Source organism: Rhodoferax sp. (assembly GCF_023700745.1).
GTDB lineage: Bacteria > Pseudomonadota > Gammaproteobacteria > Burkholderiales > Burkholderiaceae_C > Rhodoferax.
In genome coordinates this window covers 25,886-48,564 of the sequence record NZ_JAMPYG010000018.1, presented here as the reverse complement: position 1 = coordinate 48,564, position 22,679 = coordinate 25,886, and the positions used below count along the sequence as shown (strand labels likewise).

Genomic DNA, 22,679 nt, shown 5'->3' with positions numbered 1-22,679 from the left:
GAAGGAGTTGTGGCCTTTTCGGGCGCCTCTCTTGTCAAGGCGGGACGCGCTTAACTGCCCGACTCCACCTCAAAGGCATTGTTCTGGTCTTGCGCCAGCACGAGTGCCACCTGCTTCAAGCTGTCTTTCAAGGCCTGTTTCAGGGTGTGCGGCGGGTTGATGACAAACATGCCGCTGGCGGGTAGGCCCGGGCGGATCACGTCACCGGCTTCGTTGGTCAGCAGTTTGCTGGACTTGACCGTGAGGGTGGCATTGAGCCAGGGTTTGCCAGCCTTGGTGGCCAGGGTCTTGAGCTTGCGTGGCAATTGGTGCGCTTCCGGGCGCGGAATAATCGGGTACCAGATGGCATAGGTGCCGGTAGAAAATCGGCCCAGCGCATCGGCCACCATGTCGACCACGCGGTTGTAGTCGTGTTTGATTTCATAACTTGGGTCGCACAGCACCAGCGCGCGGCGTGACGGTGGTGGCAGGAATTTCTTGATGCCTTCAAAGCCGTCCTCGCGCAGCACCGCAACCTGGCGGCCCACGTCGAGCTGGGCAATGTTGGAAGACAGGGTTTTGGTGTCGGTGGGGTGGATTTCAAACAGCTTGAGTTTGTCGCGTTCGCGCAGCAGGCGCTGAATGATGAAGGGCGAACCCGGATACACCTTGTGGCTGCCCGGCGCGTTGAAGCCGGCCACGGTGTCGAGGTAGTCCTGCAGGGCAGAGGTGGGTGTGATGCTGGCGAGCTTCTCGATCAGACGCAAATAGCCCCCGCCAGCTTCGCCGCTGGTGCTGGCGTAGTCGCCATCAAGGCGGTACAAACCGGCGCCGGCGTGGGTGTCAAATACGGTAAAAGCCGTGTCCTTGAGCGCCATGTGGCGCAGGATGGCCAGCAGCGTGGTGTGCTTGAGAACGTCGGCATGGTTGCCGGCATGAAAGGCGTGTCGATAACTGAACATGTGGGGATGTTAACCGCAGTGCCCGGTATGTTTGTATAATGCCGGGCTTCGCAGCGCTTTTGTGGCTCCGCGGCGAAGCTAAAACCCCTACCTAAGAGATTCCCACCGAAGCTGACGATCAAAGTCGTCGGGTTTGGAATAGAAGGAACGCCGAACGTAGAAAAGAGCCCGCCAAACCCTTCTTTACAAAGAGAAATCTCATGTCAACATTCAGCGCAAAACCCGCTGAGGTCGTGCACGAGTGGTTTGTGATTGACGCGACCGACAAGGTCCTCGGACGAGTAGCCAGCGAAGTTGCTCTCCGTTTGCGCGGCAAACACAAGGCCATTTACACGCCTCACGTCGATACCGGCGACTTCATCATCGTGACCAACGCGGCCCAGCTGCGCGTGACCGGTGCCAAGTCCCTGGACAAGGTCTACTACAGCCACTCGGGTTACCCGGGCGGCATCAGTTCCACCAACTTCCGTGACATGCAAGCCAAATTCCCTGGCCGTGCTTTGGAAAAAGCCGTCAAGGGCATGCTGCCCAAGGGGCCGCTTGGCTACGCCATGATCAAGAAGCTCAAGGTGTACGGTGGTGCTGAGCACCCGCACACTGCCCAGCAACCCAAAGTGTTGGAAATCTAAGGAGCTCTCAATGATTGGTGAATGGAACAATGGTACCGGCCGTCGCAAATCCAGCGTCGCCCGTGTTTTCCTGAAAAAAGGCTCCGGCCAGATTGTCGTCAACGGTAAGGACATTCAAAAGTTCTTTGGCCGCGAGACCTCCATCATGATCTGCAAACAGCCCCTAATGCTGACCAACCACGCTGAAACCTTTGACATCATGGTCAATGTGGCAGGCGGCGGCGAGTCTGGCCAGGCGGGTGCAGTGCGCCACGGTATCACCCGCGCCCTGATCGACTACGACGCAACGCTCAAATCCGAACTCAGCAAAGCTGGCTTCGTGACCCGCGATGCCCGTGAAGTGGAACGTAAGAAGGTCGGTTTGCACGGTGCCCGCCGTCGCAAGCAGTTCAGCAAGCGTTAATTCTTCGCTTCCAAACTAAAAAACCGCCCGAATGCAAGTTCTGGCGGTTTTTTGCATCTAGCCCCGAATGTCACTTGAGGTGGAAGAAAATCCCACATTGAAACTAGCGACTAATCACGGGCGCGACAAAGCTTGATCGAATTACTGTACCATTTCATCAATTCCATTTAACGGAGAAATTCATGAGCGCTGTTGCTGAAGACATTCAAACCGAAATGCCTGCCCCGATTTTGTTTACTGACAGTGCCGCAGCCAAAGTGGCTGACCTGATTGCCGAAGAGGGCAATCCTGATCTGAAACTGCGCGTGTTTGTGCAGGGTGGTGGCTGTTCGGGCTTTCAGTACGGATTCACCTTTGATGAAATCACCAACGACGACGATACCACCATGACCAAGAATGGGGTTTCCCTGTTGATCGATGCCATGAGCTACCAGTATCTGGTTGGGGCAGAGATTGACTACAAGGAAGACCTGCAGGGGGCGCAGTTTGTGATTAAAAACCCCAATGCCACCACCACCTGTGGTTGTGGCTCAAGCTTCTCCTGATCAAGCGGCATAAGCCGGCTCAAGCCGGGTAAATCGCACCCAATACACGGGCACCTCGGGTGCCCGTGATGCTTTTTAGATCCAGGGTTTCGCGCCGGATTGTTTTGCGGGCCAGCCAGGCAAAGGCTGCGGCCTCGACCTGTTGTGCTGGCAGGCCGTGGGCATCGGAGACTTGAACCACCACGCCCGGCAGCAGTGCTTGCAGGCGCGCCATCAAGTGTGCATTGAAGGCGCCGCCGCCGCAAACGATCAGTTGTTTGCTCTTCGAACCATAAGTTTGGACGCATGCGGCACAGGTTCTAGCAGTCAATTCGGTTAATGTGGTTAGAACATCGACAGGCATCACATTGGGAAAGCCTTTGAGTTGCAGTTCAAGCCAATCAAGGTTGAACAAGTCCCGCCCGGTACTTTTCGGCGGCAGCAAAGCAAAAAAAGGTTCGGCCAACATGGTGTTCAACAAGTTGGTATGTACTTGGCCGCTTGCAGCCCAGGTGCCGTAAGCATCAAATGGAAGACCGAGATGGCGCAGGCACCAGGCATCCATCAAGGCGTTGCCGGGGCCGCAATCAAAGCCGAGCACATCATCCGTCCGCGCAAGACCCAAGATGGTGAGATTGGCCATGCCGCCAATATTGAGTACCGCCATGGTCTGATCCGGCTTGCCAAATACGGCTTGGTGAAAGGCTGGTACCAAGGGCGCCCCCTGGCCGCCAGCGGCCACGTCGCGGCTCCGGAAGTCTGCAATGACATCGATGCCGGTGAGTTCAGCCAGCAATGCTGGATTCGCCAACTGCAATGTGTAGCCGGTGCCATCGTGTATTTGGGGCTGGTGCCGCACCGTTTGTCCATGGGCACCGATGGCTGTGATCTGCCGAGGCACAAAGGAAGTCATGGCCAACAATTGTTCCACCACGCTGGCATAGACTCGCATGAGCGCGTTGGCGGCCAAGGCGGCGCGATGCAGCTCATTGATGCCTGGCTGGTTGAGTGCCAGCAGTTCCGCCTTCAGGGCAGGTTCAAGTGCGGCACTGGCATGGGCGCGAATAGCGATCGGGGTGGTACCAAAGTCCGCCAGGACACCATCGACTCCGTCCAGCGAGGTGCCTGACATCAGGCCGATGAATAACGCAGTCATGCGATGCCGTAGGTAAGCAAATTACTGCGCGCTGGTCACTTCCATGGTGGCGGCAGCGGCCAATGCAATTTTGGCCTGTTGCGCTAATTTGTCGAAAACGGGCTTGACTGCTGCAGTGACAGGAACGGTCTCGCTCTTTTGGGCCACTTTCATGGGATCCTGCTGTACACCATTGTGGCGCACCTCGAAGTGCAGATGAGGACCGGTCGCCCAGCCGGTCGAACCAACAAGACCAATGGTTTGGCCTTGGCTTACCTTCTCGCCACGACGGACCAGCAGTTTGCTCAAATGGGCATACACCGTTTCGGTTTCGTCGCGGTGCTTGATAAAAACAACATTACCGTAGCCATTTTGAACGCCTGAGAATGTCACCACGCCGTCGCCGACGGTACGTGCCGGTGTACCGGTGCTGGCTGCGAAGTCAGTGCCCAGATGGGCGCGCATTTGTTTCAACACCGGATGAAAGCGCATGGCAAAGCCACTGCTGATACGCGAAAAGGCGACTGGCGAGCTTAAAAATGCGCGGCGCAAACTTTGGCCATCAAGCGTGTAGTAACCCCCCTTGTAGCTGGGCCTGCCTGCCTGTGTGCTTCCGGGCGCTTGACCTGCAATGGGTTCATCGAACCACATGGCCTGATAGGTCTTGCCTGCATTGACAAATTCGGCGCTCAGGACGCGACCGGTGCGCAGGGGCTCACCATCGCCTTCCAGGGTTTCATAGACCACGGAAAAGCGGTCTCCTTTACGTAACTCGCGACGGAAATCGATGTCGCCCGAAAAAATCTCGGCCAATTGCACGGCGATGGCATCGGGAATCTTGGCTTCATCGGTGGCTGCAAACAATGAATTCTGAATGGTACCGCTGGCCAGTTGGCTGCTGGCGCTCAGGGGGGCAGTTTCCAGGCGTGTGCTGAAACCATCGCCTTTGCGCTCAATGACCAGACGTTTGAATTGAGCATCGGTGTCGGTGCTCCAGCGGGCTGTGAGTTTTTGCAGACGCTGGTCGTTCAGGGCTTCGACGGTAATTTGACGGCCACTGCGGCCAAGCAAAATCTGACGCGCGCTGTCATCGTTGCGCAGGTAAGCGGCAGCCTGTGGATCGTCGATGCCCAGGCGTTTGAACAGGGTATCGGCTGTGTCGCTGGCGCGCGTGTTATCAGTTCGGTAGAGCACATACGCCGGGGTGACATCCTGGATATAGTCAGTGACGGCCAGCGGCTGCACTGTTTCCAGTATTTCGCGCACGGGTAAATCAGCGGCATCCGGCCCCAGTGAGGCCACGGCAAAAGCACCGCCACCGCCGCTCAGCAACAATGCCGCCACTACGGCTGTGACACGCTTGGGGTGCTGCTTCAGCAAATGGGCAGCAGTGTTCGCGAAAACCTGGCCGATGGCAAAAAATTGCTTGAACAAGAGAGAATCCTGGAATGAGTCTTGTCTGAAGGAAGCAACAGGCAAGAAAAAATAGGCCGGGTTGCCAACGTAAAATCAGTCTAAAAAAACAGCTATAGAGTATAAACCCTGCCCGATCCGTTGCATCCAGAAAAACCCTTATGACAAATGCCAAATCACCTCAATTTTCTGTGTCTGATCGTGTCCGGGAGGCTTTGGCGGTCACCCTGCGCGGCTGTGAAGAACTGATTCCTCAGGAAGATTGGCTCAAGAAACTGGCGCGCTCAGAGGCGACCAGTACCCCGTTGCGCATCAAACTCGGACTGGACCCGACTGCACCGGATATTCACATAGGCCATACGGTGGTGCTCAACAAGCTGCGCCAATTGCAGGACTTGGGTCACACCGTCATCTTTTTGATTGGCGATTTCACCACGCTGATCGGTGATCCGTCCGGTCGTAATACCACGCGTCCACCGCTGACCCGCGAGCAAATTGAGGTCAATGCCGAAACCTATTACCGTCAGGCGTCCATGGTTCTGGACCCATCAAGAACCGAGATTCGTTACAACAGCGAGTGGGGCGACACCTTGGGGTCGCGCGGCATGATCGAGCTGGCAGCGCGCTATACCGTGGCACGCATGATGGAGCGCAACGATTTTCATGACCGTTTCCACGCCGGCACACCGATCAGCGTGCACGAGTTCCTGTACCCGCTCATGCAGGGGTACGACAGCGTGGCTCTAAGGAGTGATCTGGAACTGGGAGGGACCGATCAAAAATTCAATCTGTTGATGGGACGTCACCTGCAAGCTGAATACGGCCAGGAGCCTCAGTGCATTTTGACCATGCCCCTGCTCGAGGGCCTGGACGGTATTGAGAAAATGTCCAAGAGCAAGGGCAACTACATTGGAATTTCCGAGGATGCCAACACCATGTTTGCCAAGGTCCTGAGCATCTCTGACGTGCTGATGTGGCGTTGGTACACGCTGCTGAGCTTCAAGTCGGAAGCTGAAATTGCTGCCTTGAAGGCGGATGTGCTGGCCGGGCGCAATCCCAAGGAGGCCAAGGTGGCGCTGGCCAAGGAAATCACCACCCGTTTCCACTCCAGCGCGGCGGCGGATGCGGCCGAGCAGGACTTCATCAATCGCAGCAAGGGCGGCGTTCCTGATGAGATTGCCGAGGTGCGTTTGCCTTTGGGCGAGGGCGGTGCAGCCTTGGGCATTGGTGCTTTGTTAAAGACCGTGGGTCTGGCGACTTCCAGCGGCGAAGGCAATCGCCTGATTGATGGTGGTGGCGTTCGGCTGGACTCGGGTGTCGTGAGTGACAAGGGACTCAAGCTGGGTGCGGGTACGTACGTGCTGCAAGTTGGGAAACGCAAGTTTGTCCGCGTGACACTGTCTTGAGCCTCTCGTGAAAGGGATTGTCAAGTCGCAACCCGGCTGTCTGGTGGCTCGATCATGATGGCTTTGCTGCAGCGGGTGCGCCACGCCCGGGTGGACGTGGCTGGCCGCGTGGTCGGCGAAATTGGCCCTGGGTTGCTGGTCTTCCTGTGCGCTGAGCGTGGTGACACCGAGGCGCAGGGTGAAAAACTACTGGCCAAAATTCTGAAATTGCGAATTTTCAGCGATGCAGCGGGCAAGATGAACCACAACGTGCAAAACATCGATGGTCATGGACGAATGGGTGGTTTGCTGGTGGTGAGCCAGTTCACGCTGGCGGCAGATGTCTCAGGCGGCAACCGGCCCAGTTTCACGACGGCTGCGGTACCTGACGAAGGTCGACATTTGTATGAGTATTTTGTAAAACAGGCCCAGGCGGTGCACCCCATCGTGCAAACCGGCCAGTTTGCCGCCGACATGCAGGTGCACCTGGTGAACGACGGTCCGGTAACGATACCCTTGAGGGTGTCACCACCTGATTGCGTCCCGCGATAATCACGCCCATGTCGCTGGTTTTTGAACGTCCTTCCCTGTCGCGTCGTCTATCACCCTGGTTTTCAGGGTTTGACGGTCCCCTGGCTTTTGCCGTTTTCATACTGGTATGCGGTGGTTTGCTGACCATGTATTCCTCCGGCTACGACCATGGCACGCGCTTTGAAGACCATGCGCGCAACATGTTGATTGCCGGCTTCATCATGTTCGTGGTGTCTCAGATTCCACCACAGCGTTTGATGGCACTGGCTGTCCCGCTCTACATTTTGGGTGTTACGTTGTTGATCGCGGTGGCGGTGTTTGGGGTGACAAAAAAAGGCGCCAGGCGTTGGCTCAATGTCGGCGTGACCATTCAGCCCAGTGAAATCCTCAAGATTGCCATGCCGTTGATGTTGGCCTGGTGGTTCCAGAAGCGAGAGGGTCAATTGCGGCCACTGGATTTTCTGGTGGCTGGCCTGTTGTTGATGTTGCCAGTTGGGCTGATCATGAAACAGCCTGATTTAGGTACCTCGCTGCTGGTGCTGGCGGCCGGACTGTCCGTGATCTTTTTTGCCGGCTTGAGCTGGAAGCTGGTGGCGCCGCCATTGATTCTGACCTTGCTGGGCATCACCATGCTGGTGGTGTTTGAGCCTGAGTTGTGTGCCGAGGGTGTCCGTTGGCCATTGTTGCATGAGTACCAGCAGCAGCGCGTATGCACTTTGCTGGACCCCGGTCGCGATCCCTTGGGTAAGGGGTTTCACATCATCCAGGGCATGATTGCGATTGGCTCCGGTGGTTTTTGGGGCAAGGGTTTCATGCAGGGCACACAAACCCATCTGGAGTTCATCCCGGAGCGCACCACTGATTTTATTTTTGCGGCGTTCTCGGAAGAGTTTGGCTTGTTTGGTAATTTGCTGCTGATTACTGCCTTTCTCTTTTTGGTGTTGCGTGCGCTGGTGATTGCGCTGGAGGCGCCCACCGTGTTCACCCGCCTGTTGGGGGGGGCCATGGCGATGATTTTCTTTTGCTACGCTTTCGTGAACATGGGCATGGTCAGCGGTATTTTGCCGGTGGTGGGCGTGCCCTTGCCGTTCATCAGCTACGGCGGCACAGCCATGGTCACCCTGGGCCTGGGCCTGGGCATCCTGATGTCGATTGCCAAGTCCAAAAGACTGGTGCAATCCTGACAACCTGATCCCTTGCGAGGCAGATCAATATTTCCGTGGCAAATTTGCTCTGTCCTCAACATCTTGTAGGAGGATGGCTGTTCACCGCATGGTTCAAGTGGTTGAGTGCTGCCATCCACCGCCCAAATTGACCCCCAAGCCCTAGAATCGTGCGATGATTTCACGCGAACCCACTCTTGAACGCCTGGCAATTGCCAAGTCCCTGCTGCTGACCCCGTTTGGGCTGGACGAATCCCACCTGGCCCGCGCCTTGGCCGAAATCAAGGCGCATCAGGTCGATGAGGCCGATTTGTATTTTCAGTACACCCGTTCAGAGGGTTGGAGTCTGGAAGAAGGCATTGTCAAAACCGGCTCGTTCTCTATCGATCAGGGTGTTGGTGTGCGCGCAGTCAGCGGCGAGAAAACCGCTTTTGCCTATTCCGATGACATTTCTGAAGCCTCGCTGCTGGATGCGGCACGGACCGTACGGTCAATCGCCAGCATCGCGCAGGTTGGGCGGGTGCGGGTGCCTGCTAAAAAAATTGCGTCTTCGCGCACCCTGTACAACGGACTTGACCCTATTGCTAGTCTGGACAGCACGGCCAAGGTCAGTTTGCTGGAAAAAGTAGAACAGTTGGCACGTGCCAAAGATCCGCGTGTGGCGCAGGTTATGGCCGGTTTGGCTGCAGAGTATGACGTGGTGCTGGTGGCGCGTGCCGACGGTACCCTGGCTGCCGATGTGCGCCCGCTGGTGCGTTTGAGCGTAACCGTGATCGCCGAGCAACAAGGTCGTCGCGAGGTCGGATCTGCCGGCGGTGGCGGTCGTTTTGGTTTTGCCTATTTTGATGACGCACTGATTGGGCAGTATGTCGATGAAGCGGTCTCGGCGGCGCTCACCAATCTGGATGCACGACCCGCGCCAGCGGGTGAGATGACGGTGGTGCTGGGTGCAGGCTGGCCAGGTATTTTGTTGCACGAAGCCATCGGTCACGGGCTCGAAGGTGATTTCAATCGCAAGGGGTCGAGTGCTTTCAGTGGCCGAATTGGCCAGCGGGTGGCTGCCAAGGGGGTGACTGTGCTGGACGACGGCACCCTCAGTGACCGGCGGGGTTCGCTCAATGTCGATGATGAAGGCAACGCCAGCGGCCGCAATGTGCTGATTGAAGACGGCATTCTCAAGGGCTATATCCAGGACGCCATGAACGCCCGTTTGATGGGGGTCAAACCAACGGGCAACGGGCGGCGTGAGAGTTACGCGCACGTGCCGCTTCCGCGTATGACCAACACCTACATGCTGGGCGGTAACAAGGCGCCTGAAGAAATCGTGGCCAGCATCAAGAAAGGTCTGTACGCCACCAACTTTGGTGGCGGTCAGGTGGACATCACTTCGGGCAAGTTCGTGTTTTCGGCGAGCCAGGCCTATTGGGTGGAAAACGGCAAGATTTTGTATCCGGTGAAGGGCGCGACTCTGGTGGGCAGTGGGCCTGAAGTGCTGAAACGCGTCAGCATGATCGGAAATGACATGAAGCTTGACAGCGGGGTTGGCACCTGCGGCAAAGAAGGCCAGAGTGTTCCGGTCGGGGTCGGGCAACCCACGTTGCGGATCGATGGCCTGACGGTGGGTGGGACGGCATGACGCCAAAGCGCGCAAGTGATTTTGTCATTTTTGACTGATGCGACTGTGCTACATTTCAGACTCATGAAGTCAGTTTATTTTTTCTTTGGCTATTTTTGGTTCTCAAGCGCCACCGGCGGTAGAGAGTTCTGAACGTACCTGAATCAAACGTCCTGATCTTCCAAAAACCGCCGCTAACCCCGGCGGTTTTTTTATGTGTTCTTGATTTCAACTCTATGAGGAACCTGTCCATGACTGCCAAAGCCACTGCTGATAAAGATGCCTGGGGTACCAACGCGCCAAGTCCCGCCACTGACCGTACCGGTCAGACCGACAACGAACGTATCAAGGACATCACCGTGTTACCGCCGCCAGAGCATTTAATCCGGTTTTTTCCGATTCAGGGCACGCCAGTGGAAAAGATGATCAGCAGCACAAGGCGGCATATTCACCAGATCATGGCGGGCAAGGATGACCGGCTGTTGGTGATCATTGGCCCGTGTTCCATTCATGACCCGGCGGCGGCCATCGAGTACGCGCGCCGGTTGAAAGAGCAGCGCGACAAGTACGCTGACTCGCTGGAAATTGTGATGCGCGTGTACTTTGAGAAACCGCGCACTACCGTCGGCTGGAAAGGCCTGATCAACGACCCCTACCTGGACGAATCCTTTCGCATCGACGAAGGTCTGCGCATCGCCCGCCAATTGCTCATCGAGATCAACCGTCTGGGCTTGCCCGCCGGTAGTGAATTCCTGGACGTGATCTCTCCCCAGTATCTGGGTGACTTGATCGCGTGGGGCGCGATTGGCGCCCGCACCACCGAGAGCCAGGTGCACCGCGAACTGGCCTCCGGTCTGTCCGCGCCGATCGGCTTCAAGAATGGCACCGACGGCAACATCAAAATTGCTACCGATGCGATTCAGGCCGCCGCCGGCGGCCACCACTTTCTGTCAGTTCACAAGAATGGTCAGGTGGCGATTGTGCAAACCCATGGCAACAAGGACTGCCACGTGATTTTGCGCGGTGGCAAAGCGCCCAACTATGACGCAGCCAGTGTCGCGGCGGCCTGTGCCGAACTGGAAAAAGCCAAACTGCCCGCCACCCTGATGGTGGACTGCAGTCACGCCAACAGCAGCAAGCAGCACGAAAAGCAGCTGGAGGTGGCGCGTGATATTGCCAATCAGATCAAGGCTGGCTCGCACCAGGTGTTCGGCGTCATGGTTGAAAGTCACCTGCAGGCTGGTGCGCAAAAGTTCACGCCGGGCAAGGACAAATCCGACAAGCTCGAATTTGGCAAGAGCATCACCGATGCCTGTCTGGGCTGGGATGATTCGATGGAATGCCTGGACGTGCTGTCCAAAGCAGTCTTGGCGCGACGCGCTAGTAGGTAAAACCACCAGAGGTCTTGGGGGCCTCTGGCGACGTCCTGCCAGTGGGCCCTGTTATTTGTTGCGTAGTGTTTGCAGCAGCTTGGCATGAACTCCGGAAAAACCGCCATTGCTCATGCACAGGATGTGGTCCCCGCCTCGGACGGCCTGACTGACTTGACTGACCAGTGCGTCGATGTTGTTTGTCACCACCGCCCGTGCGCCCATGGTTGCCAGCACTTCGTTGGCATCCCAATCCAGACCGGCGCTGTGACAAAAAGCCAGATCGGCCTGTTCCAGACTCCAGGGTAATTGCGATTTCATGGTGCCCAGTTTCATGGTGTTGGAACGCGGCTCAAATACCGCCAGAATGCGTTCGCCGGCCTTGAGTGTCCGGCGCAGGCCGTCCACGGTGGTGCGAATCGCCGTGGGGTGGTGGGCGAAGTCGTCGTAAACGTTGATGTTTCCGTTCGCGGTCTGGACCGTGCCGCGCAACTCCATGCGACGTTTCACGTTCTCGAAGTTGGCCAGCGCCTGCGCAGCAAGCTGCGGGTCAACGCCCAGGTGTTCGGCGGCAGCGATGGCGGCCAGGGCATTGAGTTGGTTGTGGTTGCCTGTCAGTGGCCATGTCACGTGACCGACGGCTTGACCTTGAAATAATACGTCGAAGTCCTGCGCCTCGCCCTGTGCCGTGAAGTCGCTGACGGCGGCGCCAAAGCTGCGCACCTCGCTCCAGCAGCCCATGTGCAGCACGCGCCCCAGACTTTCTTCCAAGCCGTTGACGACGATCCGCCCGCTGCCATGCGCGCCGGTACCGGGCACGGTGCGTAGCAAATGGTGAAATTGCCGCTCAATGGCCGCCAGATTGTCAAAAATGTCGGCGTGGTCAAACTCCAGATTGTTGAGTACGGCGGTGCGTGGCCGGTAGTGCACGAACTTGCTGCGTTTGTCAAAAAAGGCGGTGTCGTACTCATCGGCCTCAATGACAAATGCCTGGCCCTGGCCCAGTCGGGCAGAGACGCCAAAGTTCAGTGGCACGCCACCAACCAAAAAGCCGGGTTGCAAGCCAGCATGTTCCAGAATCCAGCTGGTCATGGCGGTGGTGGTGGTTTTGCCATGGGTGCCGGCAATGGCAATCACATGGCGACCCTGCAATACGTGCTCGGCCAGCCATTGTGGTCCGCTGGTGTAGGGCAGACCGGCATCGAGAATGGCTTCCATCAGCGGGAATTTGGGTGTGCCATCGTTCAACTGTGCACGGCTCACTACGTTGCCGACCACATACATGTCTGGCTTGAGTGCCAGTTGATCGGCACCATAGCCTTCCATCAGGTCAATCCCCAAAGCGCGTAACTGGTCGCTCATGGGGGGGTAAACGCCAGCATCACAGCCGGTGACTTTGTGGCCTGCTTCGCGTGCCAAGGCGGCAAGTCCTCCCATGAAGGTGCCGCAGATGCCAAGAATGTGAATATGCATGGTGTCATTTTAGGTGGCCAATCCGTTAGTGCCAGACCCATTCCCTCTGCAGGGCTGGAGAAACACAATCAGGGCAAAATGCACTTTCCATGACTGAAATCCAATCTGAAATTGCGACACAGGCCGCCCGTTGGGTGGTGGAGGATGGCCTTGAGTACGGCCCTGCCAAACGACGGGCGGTCAAAGAGCTGGGTCTGAATGGGCGAGGGGCATTGCCATCCAATGAAGTTTTGGAAGAGGCAGTGATGGATTACATTGCGGTGTTTTGTGCGGACACCCAGCCGCATGAGTTGCAGGCCTTGCGGCGCCTGGCGTTGGACTGGATGGCGCGCTTGTCTGAGTTTCGCCCTCACTTGGGGGGGGCGGTGTGGCATGGCTCAGCGACTAGAAAGTCGGATATTTACCTCCAGTTATTTTGTGATGACAGCAAATCAGCTGAAATCGCGTTGATTGACCAGCATGTGAGTTATGTCCCGCGCACGGTCTCGGGCTTCAAAGGCGAGATGGTCGAGGCTTTGAGCGTGCATGCCTTTTGTGCCGAATTGAATGAAGATATAGGGGTGCATCTGATGATTTATGATTTTGACGATATGCGCGGTGCGCTTAAACCCGATGCCAGGTGCCGCGCGCCGCGTGGGGATGCCGCGGCTGTCCGACGTTTGCTGACGCAGCGGACGGCATGAGCGCGTCGCGTACATCACGGCGCGGCTTGCTTGCCGCCGCCGGGTTGGCTTTGGCTGGTGTCGGTGCAGGCTTGGTCTGGCGTACTATCAAGCGCCAGTCACAGGCGCTTCAAGAGGCTGAAAATCATTTTTGGGGACAACAATTCGCCCGGTTGGACGGGGTTGTACTGGCGACAAGTACATTCAAGGGTCGCCCGCTGGTGTTGAATTTTTGGGCAACCTGGTGCCCACCCTGTGTTGAAGAACTGCCGTTAATTGACAATTTCTTTCAACAAAACAAGACAAAAGGGTGGCAGGTATTGGGTTTGGCAGTAGATCAGGCTGCGCCGGTGACTCGTTTTCTGGCTCAGTCGCCGCTGTCTTTTTCGGTCGCTTTGGCCGGTTTCCCAGGCATCGAAATCAGTCGATCGCTTGGAAATTCATCTGGTGCCTTGCCGTTTACCGTGGTATTTGATTCGACAGGCCAAGTTGTCCACCGTAAAATGGGCAAGCTGACAGCCGATGATCTGCGTCTTTGGGAGCGCTTGCCAGTCTGATTGACGTTGTAAAGAAAATGTAAAATAATGCCTAGTTAGCTTGTTTTGTCGAAAATTAATTGCAATTTATCGAAAATATAAGTGAATTCCTGTTGGCAGTTACCTATTTTCGTTGGAGCCCCCATGGATCTCAGAAAACTCAAAACCCTGATCGACCTGGTCTCGGAATCAAATGTCTCCGAGCTTGAAATCACTGAAGCAGAAGGCAAAATTCGCATTGTCAAAGGGGGGGGAGCCGTGATTCAACACTTTGCCTCCCAGAGTCCGTCTGCAACGCAGGTGCCGGTCGCGGTACCTGTTGCCGCACCTGAGGCAGCCCCTGTCGTGGCTGCGGTCCCGGCTGAAACCGGCCATACCGTCAAGTCGCCAATGGTAGGAACTTTTTATCGTTCTGCTTCACCGGGCGCCAAGTCTTTTGTCGAGGTTGGCGACAATGTGAAGGAGGGTGAGACCCTCTGCATCATTGAGGCCATGAAAATCCTCAATGAAATTGAATCTGACAAGAGCGGGACCGTGCGACGCATATTGGCTGATAACGGTCAAGCGGTGGAATATGGTCAACCGCTCTTCATCATTGATTAAGGTCAGGCGCCATTCATGTTTAAGAAAATTCTGGTTGCCAACCGAGGCGAAATCGCTTTGCGGATCCAACGTGCCTGCCGTGAGTTGGGTGTCCAGGCCGTTATGGTGTATTCGGAAGCTGATCGCGATGCCAAGTACGTCAAACTGGCTGAAGAGGCGGTGTGCATCGGACCTGCATCTTCCGCGCTAAGTTACCTCAACATGCCGGCCATTATTTCGGCCGCCGAGGTTACCGATGCAGAAGCCATTCACCCGGGCTATGGTTTTTTGAGTGAGAACGCTGATTTTGCAGAGCGGGTGGAGCGCAGCGGCTTCCAGTTCATTGGCCCTACGCCGGAATCGATCCGAATCATGGGTGACAAGGTGTCGGCCAAACAAGCCATGATCAAGGCGGGTGTGCCCTGTGTGCCCGGCTCTGAAGGCGAATTGCCGGACGATCCGGTCCAGATCAAACGGATTGCCAAAATGATCGGTTATCCGGTCATCATCAAGGCCGCAGGCGGTGGTGGAGGCCGTGGCATGCGGGTGGTGCACACCGAGGCAGCGCTGATCAACGCGGTGGCGATGACCAAAAACGAAGCCGGCGCTGCTTTTGGCAATCCTGCGGTGTACATGGAAAAGTATTTGCAGAACCCGCGCCATGTCGAAATTCAGATTCTTGCCGACAAGTTCAAAAACGCGGTCTATCTTGGTGAGCGCGATTGTTCAATGCAGCGGCGTCACCAAAAAGTCATTGAAGAAGCCCCTGCACCAGGCATTCCCCGCAAGCTGATTGAACGTGTGGGCGAACGCTGTGTGGCCGCTTGTAAAAAGATTGGTTACCGCGGTGCCGGTACTTTTGAGTTTTTGTATGAGGACGGCGAGTTTTACTTCATTGAGATGAATACCCGCGTTCAGGTCGAACACCCGGTAACCGAGATGACAACGGGCGTTGACATCGTCAAAACGCAAATTATGGTGGCAGCCGGTGAAAAGTTACCGTTCACACAGCGTCAGATTCAAATCCGGGGGCATGCCATTGAGTGTCGGCTGAATGCTGAGGATGCTTACAAGTGCATTCCGTCGCCCGGGCGCATCACCATGTGGCATCCTCCAGGGGGACCCGGTGTGCGTGTGGACTCGCATGTCTATACCAATTACTTTGTGCCACCCAACTATGACTCGATGATCGGCAAAATCATTGTTTATGGTGATACCCGTGAACAGGCCCTGGCGCGCATGCGCACGGCGTTGGGTGAAACGGTTGTGGAGGGGATCAACACCAACATTGCATTGCATCGAGAGTTGATGGTCGATGCCAAGTTCATGGAGGGTGGTACCAACATCCATTACCTTGAAGGTTGGCTTGCCAATCACAACCGGTGATGGGGCAGCGCCATGTTTGAGTTGCGCTTGATGTGCCCGGAAGACCGGGTCGAAACCTTGAGCGACGCGCTCGATGCGCTCGATGCCTTGAGCATCAGCGTGGAAGATGCTGATGCTCAAACTGATGCCGAGCAGGCGCTGTTTGGCGAGCCAGGGATGCCGCCACCTAAAGAGGGCTGGCAGCGCTCCCGGGTGCTGGCCCTGTTTGCAACCCGTGAACAGGCCCAGGCCACACTTGAACTGCTGCAATTGCAGGATTTCTTTGAGGGCTGTGCGGTTTTGGGGATTCAGAATGTGCCGGAGCAGGACTGGGTACGTTTGACGCAGTCGCAGTTTGCTCCTGTGGACATCACGTCTGAATTCTGGATTGTTCCCACTTGGCATGAACCTCCCGCTACAGCGCGCATTGTCATTCGGCTTGATCCGGGACTGGCCTTTGGTACTGGCACCCATCCCACCACGCGGATGTGTTTGCGCTGGATCGCCCGCCATGACGGTGTCGACCTGGTGGCACTGAGCCGCGTGCTGGACTATGGCTGTGGTTCTGGCATCCTGGCCATTGGTGCCGCCAAATTTGGTGCTACCGACATTGATGCGGTCGATATAGATTTGGCCGCGGTGGAGTCAACTGTGCTGAATGCGCAGGCCAACCATGTCGTTTTGCGTGCGGGTTTGCCGGAAACGATCCATGGTGTGTACCAGACTGTGCTGGCCAATATCCTGGCGACGCCCTTGAAGGTGCTGGCACCGCTGCTCTGGTCGCGAGTGGCGGATGGCGGGACCTTGGTGTTGGCAGGTATTCTGGAACGCCAGGTCGACGAACTCAAGGCGGCCTATGCACCCTACTGCGCACTTGAGGTCGCGGATACTGAAGATGGTTGGATCTTGATGACGGCGACAAAATAAGCGTGCTTCATGGACTTGATAGCCCGCTGCCCTGCATGTCATACGCGTTACAAGCTGGTTCCTGACCAGTTGCGTATTTCGGATGGCTGGGTACGTTGCGGGCAGTGTGATGTTATTTTCGATGCTTCACAGCAGTTGGTCGAAACCGAAGTCAGAAGCACAAATCCCTCTTTTCCGGTGTCTGTGGATGACTTCGTTCAAACGACGCAATGGATGCCCGATGAAACCGAGGTCGTCGACCGGAAGTTGGCGTCTTCTGCATCGGCCAGCGGCAATCAACACCTTGCATCCGTGCCAGCAGAGGGCGCTCCGGTACGTCATGAGGGGGTGAGGTTCTCGTCTGAGGCATCATGGGCGTCGGGTGCGCTATTGATCAAGCCTTCAAATGAGACAGAAGCGGATGCTGCCGAGACAACGCACCTACAACGCGAGCCATTGGCTGAACCTGTCTCGTTTATGCAGATGCCAGACCGTCCTTCAAGCATGCAGCCGAGTAATCGGCGCGTATTCTGGTGGGGACTGGGTGTCCTTCTTGTGTTTGGTCTGATGGTTCAGGGCTTGTACCGCCAACGCGATCAGATGGCGGTTGTGTTTCCTGAGCTTAAACCTGCCTTGCAATTCGTCTGCGATGTCATGGACTGTCGCGTCTCCTCACTTCTTCGCATTGAAGACTTGGTGATTGATTCCGCAACGTTTCAGCAAATGGGGCAAGACAGCTTTGAATTGCATTTTGCCGTCAAAAACAAGGGTCGATTTGCGTTGGCCTTGCCTGCGATCGAATTAACTTTGACCGATCTGTCTGATCAGCCTGTGGTGCGAAAAGTTTTTACACCAACCGAATTGGGCGCTACGGTTGACTCGGTGGCTGCGGCGGGTGAATGGTCAGTTGCCGCGTATATTCGTATCAGGTCTGAGGCCGCCGGGGTGCGGCCACAGGGCTATCGTTTGCTGATTTTTTATCCCTGACAGGAAAGCCCGCTGCACATTCGGCAACGGGCAGACACCTCGGCGCAAATGATGGGTCAGGGTTTGGATCCAGATGGAAACGGCCAGGCTGCTTTTGGATTGAGCTTGGTGTGTGCTGCTGGCGCCGCAGGGGCCTTGGCGGCTTTTTTTGCTGGAGCTGCCTTTTTGGCGACCACCGCCTTTTTTGCTACGGGCTTACCAGCTGGTTTGGCGGCAGCTTTAGCAGCAGCTTTAACAGCTGGTTTGGCGGCAGCTTTAGCAGCTGGTTTGGCAGCAGCTTTAGCAGCTGGTTTGGCAGCAGCTTTAGCAGCTGGTTTGGCAGCAGCTTTAGCAGCTGGTTTGGCAGCAGCTTTAGCAGCTGGTTTGACAGCAGCTTTAGCAGCTGATTTGGCAGCAGCTTTAGCAGCTGGTTTGGCAGCAGCTTTAGCAGCTGGTTTGGCAGCAGCTTTAGCAGCTGGTTTGGCAGCAGCTTTAGCAGCTGGTTTGGCAGCAGCTTTAACCGCTGGTTTGGCAGCAGCTTTAACCGCTGGTTTGGCAGCAGCTTTTGCTACGGGTTTTGCAGCAGGCTTGGCAGCAGGTTTTTTTGCAGTGGCCATGTCAATCTCCTTGATCAATTTGCAAAGAGCACTTGACGAAAATCATTGCGCGTCAAGTGATTCATGGTGTTGGGCGGGTTCCCAGCACCATGAATGGGGGTCAACCAAACTTTGCAGCCATGAGCTGGTTCAAAAGTTGGTGAAATGAGGTGGGTCATACGTCGCGGTCATTCCCAGGACAAGGCGCCGCCAGACTGGTATTCAATGACACGAGTCTCGAAAAAGTTACGCTCTTTCTTCAAGTCGATCATTTCACTCATCCAGGGAAAGGGGTTCTCTTCGTTGGGGAAGAGTGCATCGAGTCCAATCTGGGTGGCTCGGCGGTTGGCAATGTAGCGCAGGTAACCCTTGAACATGGATGCATTCATGCCCAGCACGCCGCGTGGCATGGTGTCTTCAGCGTAGCGGTATTCAAGGTCGACGGCGGTTTCAAACAGGGCTTTGATTTCAGCCTTGAATTCTGCTGTCCAGAGTTGCGGGTTTTCCAGCTTGAGCTGGTTGATCAGGTCAATGCCAAAATTGCAGTGCATGGATTCGTCACGCAGGATGTACTGGTACTGCTCTGCTGCACCAGTCATCTTGTTCTGTCGACCCAGTGCCAGGATCTGGGTGAAGCCGACATAAAAGAACAGGCCTTCCATCAGGCAGGCGAATACGATCAATGATTTGAGCAGGGTCTGATCGGCCTCCGGTGTACCAGTCCTGAACTGCGGGTCCATGATGGCCTCGATGAATGGAATCAGAAACTCGTCTTTGTCGCGGATGGATTGGATCTCGTTGTAAGCGCTGAATATCTCGGCTTCGTCCAGCCCCAGTGATTCCACTATGTATTGGTAAGCGTGGGTGTGGATGGCTTCCTCGAAAGCCTGACGCAACAGGAACTGGCGGCACTCGGGTGCAGTGATGTGGCGATAGGTGCCAAGCACGATGTTGTTGGCTGCAAGGGAGTCGGCAGTGACGAAAAATCCCAAATTGCGTTTAACGATGCGTCGCTCGTCTTCGGTCAGGCCATGAGGATCTTTCCAGAGCGCAATGTCGCGCGTCATGTTGACCTCTTGCGGCATCCAGTGGTTGGCGCAACTCGATAGGTATTTCTCCCAAGCCCATTTGTATTTGAAGGGGACCAACTGGTTGACATCGGTCTTGCCATTGATGATGCGTTTGTCAGCGGCATTGACGCGTCGCGCTGGGGCTACCCCGGGCGCTTTGAGTGGGACGGTGGGAGGGCCGGAGAAACGCGCTGCCATCACCGGGTCCGGACGGCTGGCTGCGGGGGCAGGCAAACTGGCAGTGGGTATAACTTCGTCGTCCCAAGTCAACATGTTTTTTCCAATCGGTGAATTATGAGATCTAGTGTCATAAATTGAAAGAATTTTGTTCGCGTTCAGCACGGGTGAATGTCACACTGTGGTGTTGCAACATCGACCGCGCCGAGCGCATGCTAAAGCTACTGGCAAGACTCACAAGTTGGGTCGTCGACCCCGCAAAATTTGACGTCAGTGGCAGGGATGGCGGCCATCTGTTGACGCGCTGCAGCTGCCGCGACTTCCAGCGCACTCATGTGGCTTTGTCCCGTTACTTCCCCTCCCGATGACACAGCATTTAAACGACCCGCCGTCACGGTTGATTTTTCTACGTGTGTCGCCGACTGGGTGCGCAAGTAGTAGGTAGTTTTGAGACCGCGAACCCAGGCCAGCTTGTAGGTGTCATCGAGCTTTTTACCTGATGCACCTGCCATGTAAATATTGAGCGATTGCGCCTGGTCAATCCACTTCTGACGCCGCGCCGCAGCTTCCACCAGCCAGCGGGTTTCCACTTCGAACGCGGTGGCATAAAGCGACTTGATTTCTTCGGGCACCCGGTCAATGGGGGCCAGTGAGCCATCAAAATGTTTGAGGTCCATGACCATCACGTCGTCCCAAAGGCCGAGGTGTTTGAGGTCGCGTACCAGCGAACTGTTGATGATGGTGAACTCGCCTGATAAATTGGACTTGACCGACAGGTTGCCGAAGCAGGGCTCAATCGACGCGTCGACCCCGATGATGTTGGAAATAGTCGCGGTGGGCGCAATGGCGACGCAATTGGAATTGCGCATGCCGTGCACGGCAATTTTCTTCCGTAACGCGTCCCAGTCGAGGGTGCTGGATCGGTCTACTTCAACATAACCTCCACGTTCGTGTGCAAGCCGGTCGAGCGTGTCGATGGGCAGGATGCCCTGATCCCACAAGGAGCCCTTGTAGCTGGAATACTGGCCGCGTTCGCGTGCCAGTTCGGTCGAAGCCTGGTAAGCGTAATAACAAATGGCTTCCATGGATTCGTCGGCGAATTGCACCGCGGCTTCACTCGCGTAGGGTAGACGCAAGGCATACAGACTGTCCTGGAAGCCCATCAGACCCAGTCCCACCGGGCGATGCCGCAGGTTGGAGTCACGCGCCTTTTTGACCGCGTAGTAGTTGATGTCGATCACGTTGTCGAGCATGCGCATGGCGGTGGTGATCGTCTTTTGCAGCTTGGCATGGTCCACCTTGCCGTCTTTCAAATGCTGCAGCAAATTGACCGAGCCGAGGTTGCAGACCGCGGTCTCGGTGTTGCTGGTATTGAGTGTGATCTCGGTACACAGGTTGCTGGAATGCACCACCCCCACATGTTGTTGCGGTGAGCGGATGTTGCAGGCATCTTTGAACGTGATCCACGGATGGCCGGTCTCGAACAGCATGGTCAGCATCTTGCGCCACAGGTCGCTGGCTTGCACCGTGCGATAAGGCTTGATTTCGCCGCGCGCCGCTTTTTCTTCATAGGCCACGTAGGCCTGTTCGAAGGCGATGCCAAACTTGTCGTGCAGGTCGGGCACGTTGTTGGGCGAGAACAGCGTCCACTGGCCTTTTTCCATGACGCGGCGCATGAACAGGTCAGGGATCCAGTTGGCCGTGTTCATGTCGTGCGTGCGGCGGCGATCGTCACCGGTGTTTTTGCGCAGCTCCAGAAACTCTTCGATGTCGAGGTGCCAGGTTTCCAGGTAGGTGCATACCGCACCCTTGCGTTTGCCGCCCTGGTTGACTGCCACCGCCGTATCGTTAACCACTTTGAGGAAAGGCACCACGCCCTGGGATTCGCCATTGGTGCCTTTGATGTGGCTGCCCAGGGCTCGCACGCGGGTCCAGTCGTTGCCCAGGCCGCCGGCGAACTTGGACAGCAGGGCGTTCTCCTTGATCGACTCGTAGATGCCGTCGAGGTCGTCGGGCACCGTGGTCAGGTAGCAACTGGAGAGCTGTGAGCGCAAGGTGCCGCTGTTGAACAGCGTGGGGGTCGACGACATGAAGTTGAACGAGGACAAGACTTCGTAGAACTCGATAGCACGTGCCTCACGGTCGATTTCGTTCAGCGCCAATCCCATGGCGACCCGCATGAAAAATGCCTGGGGCAATTCAATGCGCTGTTTGCCAATGTGCAAAAAGTAGCGGTCATACAGGGTTTGCAGGCCCAGGTAGTCGAACTGAAGGTCACGCTCGGCCTTGAGGGCTGCGGCGAGCCGTGGCAAATCAAACTGCTGGAGTTTTTCGTCAAGCAGTTCGTGCTCGATGCCGCGTTTGATGAACTGCGGAAAGTAGTCCGTGTAGGCTTGTGGCATGTCAGCTTGGGCCACGTCTTCGCCCAGGATTTCCTTTGCGATGGTATGAAACAGCAGGCGCGCGGTTGCGTAGGTGTAGTCCGGATCTTTTTCGATCAGGGTGCGGGCCGCCAGCACCGAGGCCTTGTAGACCTCGTCCATGGGGACGCCGTCATACAGGTTGCGCAGGGTCTCGGCCATGATCGGCTCGGGCCTGACCTCGGCATCCAGACCGCTGCAAGCGTCGGTGATGATGCCTTGCAGGCGCGCCAGATCGAGCACCACGCGCTGGCCCTTCTCGATGGCGTGAAACTGCGGTGCTGCGGGGCTTTGTTGAACCACCTTTTGGACGCGTTCCTGCGTGCGTTTCTCGCGGTACAGCACATAGGCGCGGGCAATCTCATGGTGACCTTCGCGCATCAAACCCAGTTCCACCTGGTCTTGTACGTCTTCAATGTGGAACGTACCGCCGGCGGGGCGCGAACGCATCAGCGCCTTGATTACGACCTGGGTAAGCGTCTCAACGGTTTCGCGCACACTGGCAGACGCTGCACCCTGGGTGCCATGCACAGCCAGAAAGGCCTTCATCATGGCCACAGCAATCTTGTTGGGTTCAAACGGCACCACGGCACCGTTGCGCCGGATGATTTGGTATTGGCTCAATGCCCCACTGCTGGTCGCAGACGGTTCGTTTGATGCTGATCTGACCGGCATGTTGTTGTAAGGTGAACCGGGCGTGGGTTGGGCAGTTTGCATGGCATCCTCTCTTGAAGCTGGTCGATAAACCAAGGGCGAGGCAGTTCGAGGAATCTGCACGCACCTTGTAGAAGGTCTTAGCTTAGCACTATATCTAGGG

21 protein-coding genes are annotated in these 22,679 nt (G+C 56.4%); 14 read left to right on the top strand and 7 right to left on the bottom strand.

Annotation, left to right across the window (positions count from 1 at the left end; all coding sequences use genetic code 11):
- Positions 1–50: 50 nt before the first annotated feature.
- Entirely contained in the window at positions 51–941 is an 891-nt protein-coding gene (gene rlmJ, locus NDJ10_RS13125; protein WP_296162999.1) for a 23S rRNA (adenine(2030)-N(6))-methyltransferase RlmJ, read from the bottom strand.
- A 200-nt stretch (positions 942–1,141) separates the two neighbouring features.
- Between rlmJ and rplM the strand changes: the two genes are divergently transcribed.
- The 3 genes from rplM to erpA all read left to right on the top strand — a co-directional run bounded on the left by rplM (position 1,142) and on the right by erpA (position 2,518).
- On the top strand, positions 1,142–1,570 hold the full coding sequence (gene rplM / locus NDJ10_RS13120) for a 50S ribosomal protein L13 (protein ID WP_296162997.1): 429 nt from the start codon (positions 1,142–1,144) through the stop codon (positions 1,568–1,570).
- Between the two features lie 10 nt (positions 1,571–1,580).
- The gene (gene rpsI, locus NDJ10_RS13115) at positions 1,581–1,973 is read left to right on the top strand and encodes a 30S ribosomal protein S9 (protein ID WP_078366577.1); all 393 of its coding nucleotides are present in this window, start codon (positions 1,581–1,583) and stop codon (positions 1,971–1,973) included.
- Between the two features lie 182 nt (positions 1,974–2,155).
- Entirely contained in the window at positions 2,156–2,518 is a 363-nt protein-coding gene (gene erpA / locus NDJ10_RS13110) for an iron-sulfur cluster insertion protein ErpA (RefSeq protein WP_296162992.1), read from the top strand.
- Between the two features lie 19 nt (positions 2,519–2,537).
- Here the strand turns inward: erpA and NDJ10_RS13105 are convergent, their stop codons facing one another.
- Together NDJ10_RS13105 and NDJ10_RS13100 are read right to left on the bottom strand one after the other, a co-directional pair.
- Positions 2,538–3,653, bottom strand: coding sequence for an anhydro-N-acetylmuramic acid kinase (locus tag NDJ10_RS13105; protein WP_296162988.1), 1,116 nt, complete (start codon positions 3,651–3,653; stop codon positions 2,538–2,540).
- Between the two features lie 21 nt (positions 3,654–3,674).
- Complete coding sequence (locus tag NDJ10_RS13100) at positions 3,675–5,066, bottom strand: M23 family metallopeptidase (RefSeq protein WP_296162984.1); 1,392 nt, start codon at positions 5,064–5,066, stop codon at positions 3,675–3,677.
- A gap of 140 nt (positions 5,067–5,206) precedes the next feature.
- On the opposite strand from NDJ10_RS13100, the gene tyrS reads away from it, so the two are divergent.
- The 5 genes from tyrS (at position 5,207) to NDJ10_RS13075 (ending at position 11,130) form a co-directional block, all read left to right on the top strand.
- Entirely contained in the window at positions 5,207–6,451 is a 1,245-nt protein-coding gene (gene tyrS, locus NDJ10_RS13095; protein ID WP_296162983.1) for a tyrosine--tRNA ligase, read from the top strand.
- A gap of 54 nt (positions 6,452–6,505) precedes the next feature.
- Positions 6,506–6,982 carry a D-aminoacyl-tRNA deacylase gene (gene dtd, locus NDJ10_RS13090; protein ID WP_296162981.1) on the top strand — a complete coding sequence of 159 codons (477 nt, stop codon included), beginning with the start codon at positions 6,506–6,508 and terminating at the stop codon, positions 6,980–6,982.
- Between the two features lie 8 nt (positions 6,983–6,990).
- Positions 6,991–8,145, top strand: a complete 1,155-nt coding sequence (gene rodA, locus NDJ10_RS13085) for a rod shape-determining protein RodA (protein WP_296162979.1) — start codon at positions 6,991–6,993, stop codon at positions 8,143–8,145.
- Positions 8,146–8,299: 154 nt separating this feature from the next.
- The gene (gene tldD, locus NDJ10_RS13080) at positions 8,300–9,760 is read left to right on the top strand and encodes a metalloprotease TldD (protein ID WP_296162976.1); all 1,461 of its coding nucleotides are present in this window, start codon (positions 8,300–8,302) and stop codon (positions 9,758–9,760) included.
- A 230-nt stretch (positions 9,761–9,990) separates the two neighbouring features.
- Positions 9,991–11,130 (top strand): 3-deoxy-7-phosphoheptulonate synthase, encoded by a 1,140-nt coding sequence (locus tag NDJ10_RS13075; protein WP_296162972.1) that lies wholly within the window; start codon positions 9,991–9,993, stop codon positions 11,128–11,130.
- 51 nt (positions 11,131–11,181) lie between these two features.
- Here NDJ10_RS13075 and mpl read toward each other — a convergent pair whose 3' ends face one another.
- Positions 11,182–12,582, bottom strand: a complete 1,401-nt coding sequence (mpl, locus tag NDJ10_RS13070) for a UDP-N-acetylmuramate:L-alanyl-gamma-D-glutamyl-meso-diaminopimelate ligase (RefSeq protein WP_296162971.1) — start codon at positions 12,580–12,582, stop codon at positions 11,182–11,184.
- 89 nt (positions 12,583–12,671) lie between these two features.
- Between mpl and NDJ10_RS13065 the strand changes: the two genes are divergently transcribed.
- The 6 genes from NDJ10_RS13065 to NDJ10_RS13040 all read left to right on the top strand — a co-directional run bounded on the left by NDJ10_RS13065 (position 12,672) and on the right by NDJ10_RS13040 (position 17,620).
- Positions 12,672–13,265 carry a hypothetical protein gene (locus NDJ10_RS13065; RefSeq protein WP_296162969.1) on the top strand — a complete coding sequence of 198 codons (594 nt, stop codon included), beginning with the start codon at positions 12,672–12,674 and terminating at the stop codon, positions 13,263–13,265.
- Entirely contained in the window at positions 13,262–13,801 is a 540-nt protein-coding gene (locus tag NDJ10_RS13060) for a TlpA disulfide reductase family protein (protein WP_296162967.1), read from the top strand. The genes NDJ10_RS13065 and NDJ10_RS13060 overlap by 4 nt, the downstream gene beginning before the upstream one ends.
- A gap of 123 nt (positions 13,802–13,924) precedes the next feature.
- On the top strand, positions 13,925–14,383 hold the full coding sequence (gene accB, locus NDJ10_RS13055; RefSeq protein ID WP_296162965.1) for an acetyl-CoA carboxylase biotin carboxyl carrier protein: 459 nt from the start codon (positions 13,925–13,927) through the stop codon (positions 14,381–14,383).
- Between the two features lie 15 nt (positions 14,384–14,398).
- Positions 14,399–15,748, top strand: a complete 1,350-nt coding sequence (accC, locus tag NDJ10_RS13050) for an acetyl-CoA carboxylase biotin carboxylase subunit (protein WP_296162963.1) — start codon at positions 14,399–14,401, stop codon at positions 15,746–15,748.
- Positions 15,749–15,760: 12 nt separating this feature from the next.
- Positions 15,761–16,654: a 50S ribosomal protein L11 methyltransferase gene (gene prmA / locus NDJ10_RS13045; RefSeq protein WP_296162961.1), complete on the top strand. Its 894-nt coding sequence runs from the start codon at positions 15,761–15,763 to the stop codon at positions 16,652–16,654.
- A gap of 9 nt (positions 16,655–16,663) precedes the next feature.
- A complete protein-coding gene (locus NDJ10_RS13040) occupies positions 16,664–17,620 on the top strand; it encodes a zinc-ribbon and DUF3426 domain-containing protein (RefSeq protein WP_296162958.1) in 957 nt (318 codons plus the stop codon).
- 56 nt (positions 17,621–17,676) lie between these two features.
- On the opposite strand, the gene NDJ10_RS13035 is transcribed toward NDJ10_RS13040, so the two are convergent.
- From NDJ10_RS13035 to NDJ10_RS13025, 3 genes are all read right to left on the bottom strand, one after another.
- On the bottom strand, positions 17,677–18,216 hold the full coding sequence (locus tag NDJ10_RS13035) for a histone (RefSeq protein WP_296162956.1): 540 nt from the start codon (positions 18,214–18,216) through the stop codon (positions 17,677–17,679).
- A gap of 167 nt (positions 18,217–18,383) precedes the next feature.
- Positions 18,384–19,538, bottom strand: coding sequence for a ribonucleotide-diphosphate reductase subunit beta (locus NDJ10_RS13030; protein WP_296162954.1), 1,155 nt, complete (start codon positions 19,536–19,538; stop codon positions 18,384–18,386).
- Between the two features lie 125 nt (positions 19,539–19,663).
- Entirely contained in the window at positions 19,664–22,537 is a 2,874-nt protein-coding gene (locus tag NDJ10_RS13025) for a ribonucleoside-diphosphate reductase subunit alpha (protein ID WP_296163011.1), read from the bottom strand.
- Positions 22,538–22,679 lie beyond the last annotated feature (142 nt).

Excerpts from the sequence above, each read along its gene's own strand:
- dtd (WP_296162981.1), top strand. The coding sequence starts at position 6,506 with ATGATGGCTTTGCTGCAGCGGGTGCGCCACGCCCGGGTGGACGTGGCT.
- rlmJ (WP_296162999.1), bottom strand. The coding sequence starts at position 941 with ATGTTCAGTTATCGACACGCCTTTCATGCCGGCAACCATGCCGACGTT.
- prmA (WP_296162961.1), top strand. The coding sequence starts at position 15,761 with ATGTTTGAGTTGCGCTTGATGTGCCCGGAAGACCGGGTCGAAACCTTG.
- mpl (WP_296162971.1), bottom strand. The coding sequence starts at position 12,582 with ATGCATATTCACATTCTTGGCATCTGCGGCACCTTCATGGGAGGACTT.
- rodA (WP_296162979.1), top strand. The coding sequence starts at position 6,991 with ATGTCGCTGGTTTTTGAACGTCCTTCCCTGTCGCGTCGTCTATCACCC.
- NDJ10_RS13060 (WP_296162967.1), top strand. The coding sequence starts at position 13,262 with ATGAGCGCGTCGCGTACATCACGGCGCGGCTTGCTTGCCGCCGCCGGG.
- rplM (WP_296162997.1), top strand. The coding sequence starts at position 1,142 with ATGTCAACATTCAGCGCAAAACCCGCTGAGGTCGTGCACGAGTGGTTT.
- tyrS (WP_296162983.1), top strand. The coding sequence starts at position 5,207 with ATGACAAATGCCAAATCACCTCAATTTTCTGTGTCTGATCGTGTCCGG.
- NDJ10_RS13105 (WP_296162988.1), bottom strand. The coding sequence starts at position 3,653 with ATGACTGCGTTATTCATCGGCCTGATGTCAGGCACCTCGCTGGACGGA.
- accB (WP_296162965.1), top strand. The coding sequence starts at position 13,925 with ATGGATCTCAGAAAACTCAAAACCCTGATCGACCTGGTCTCGGAATCA.
- accC (WP_296162963.1), top strand. The coding sequence starts at position 14,399 with ATGTTTAAGAAAATTCTGGTTGCCAACCGAGGCGAAATCGCTTTGCGG.
- NDJ10_RS13040 (WP_296162958.1), top strand. The coding sequence starts at position 16,664 with ATGGACTTGATAGCCCGCTGCCCTGCATGTCATACGCGTTACAAGCTG.
- NDJ10_RS13035 (WP_296162956.1), bottom strand. The coding sequence starts at position 18,216 with ATGGCCACTGCAAAAAAACCTGCTGCCAAGCCTGCTGCAAAACCCGTA.
- NDJ10_RS13030 (WP_296162954.1), bottom strand. The coding sequence starts at position 19,538 with ATGTTGACTTGGGACGACGAAGTTATACCCACTGCCAGTTTGCCTGCC.
- erpA (WP_296162992.1), top strand. The coding sequence starts at position 2,156 with ATGAGCGCTGTTGCTGAAGACATTCAAACCGAAATGCCTGCCCCGATT.
- tldD (WP_296162976.1), top strand. The coding sequence starts at position 8,300 with ATGATTTCACGCGAACCCACTCTTGAACGCCTGGCAATTGCCAAGTCC.
- rpsI (WP_078366577.1), top strand. The coding sequence starts at position 1,581 with ATGATTGGTGAATGGAACAATGGTACCGGCCGTCGCAAATCCAGCGTC.
- NDJ10_RS13075 (WP_296162972.1), top strand. The coding sequence starts at position 9,991 with ATGACTGCCAAAGCCACTGCTGATAAAGATGCCTGGGGTACCAACGCG.
- NDJ10_RS13065 (WP_296162969.1), top strand. The coding sequence starts at position 12,672 with ATGACTGAAATCCAATCTGAAATTGCGACACAGGCCGCCCGTTGGGTG.
- NDJ10_RS13025 (WP_296163011.1), bottom strand. The coding sequence starts at position 22,537 with ATGCCGGTCAGATCAGCATCAAACGAACCGTCTGCGACCAGCAGTGGG.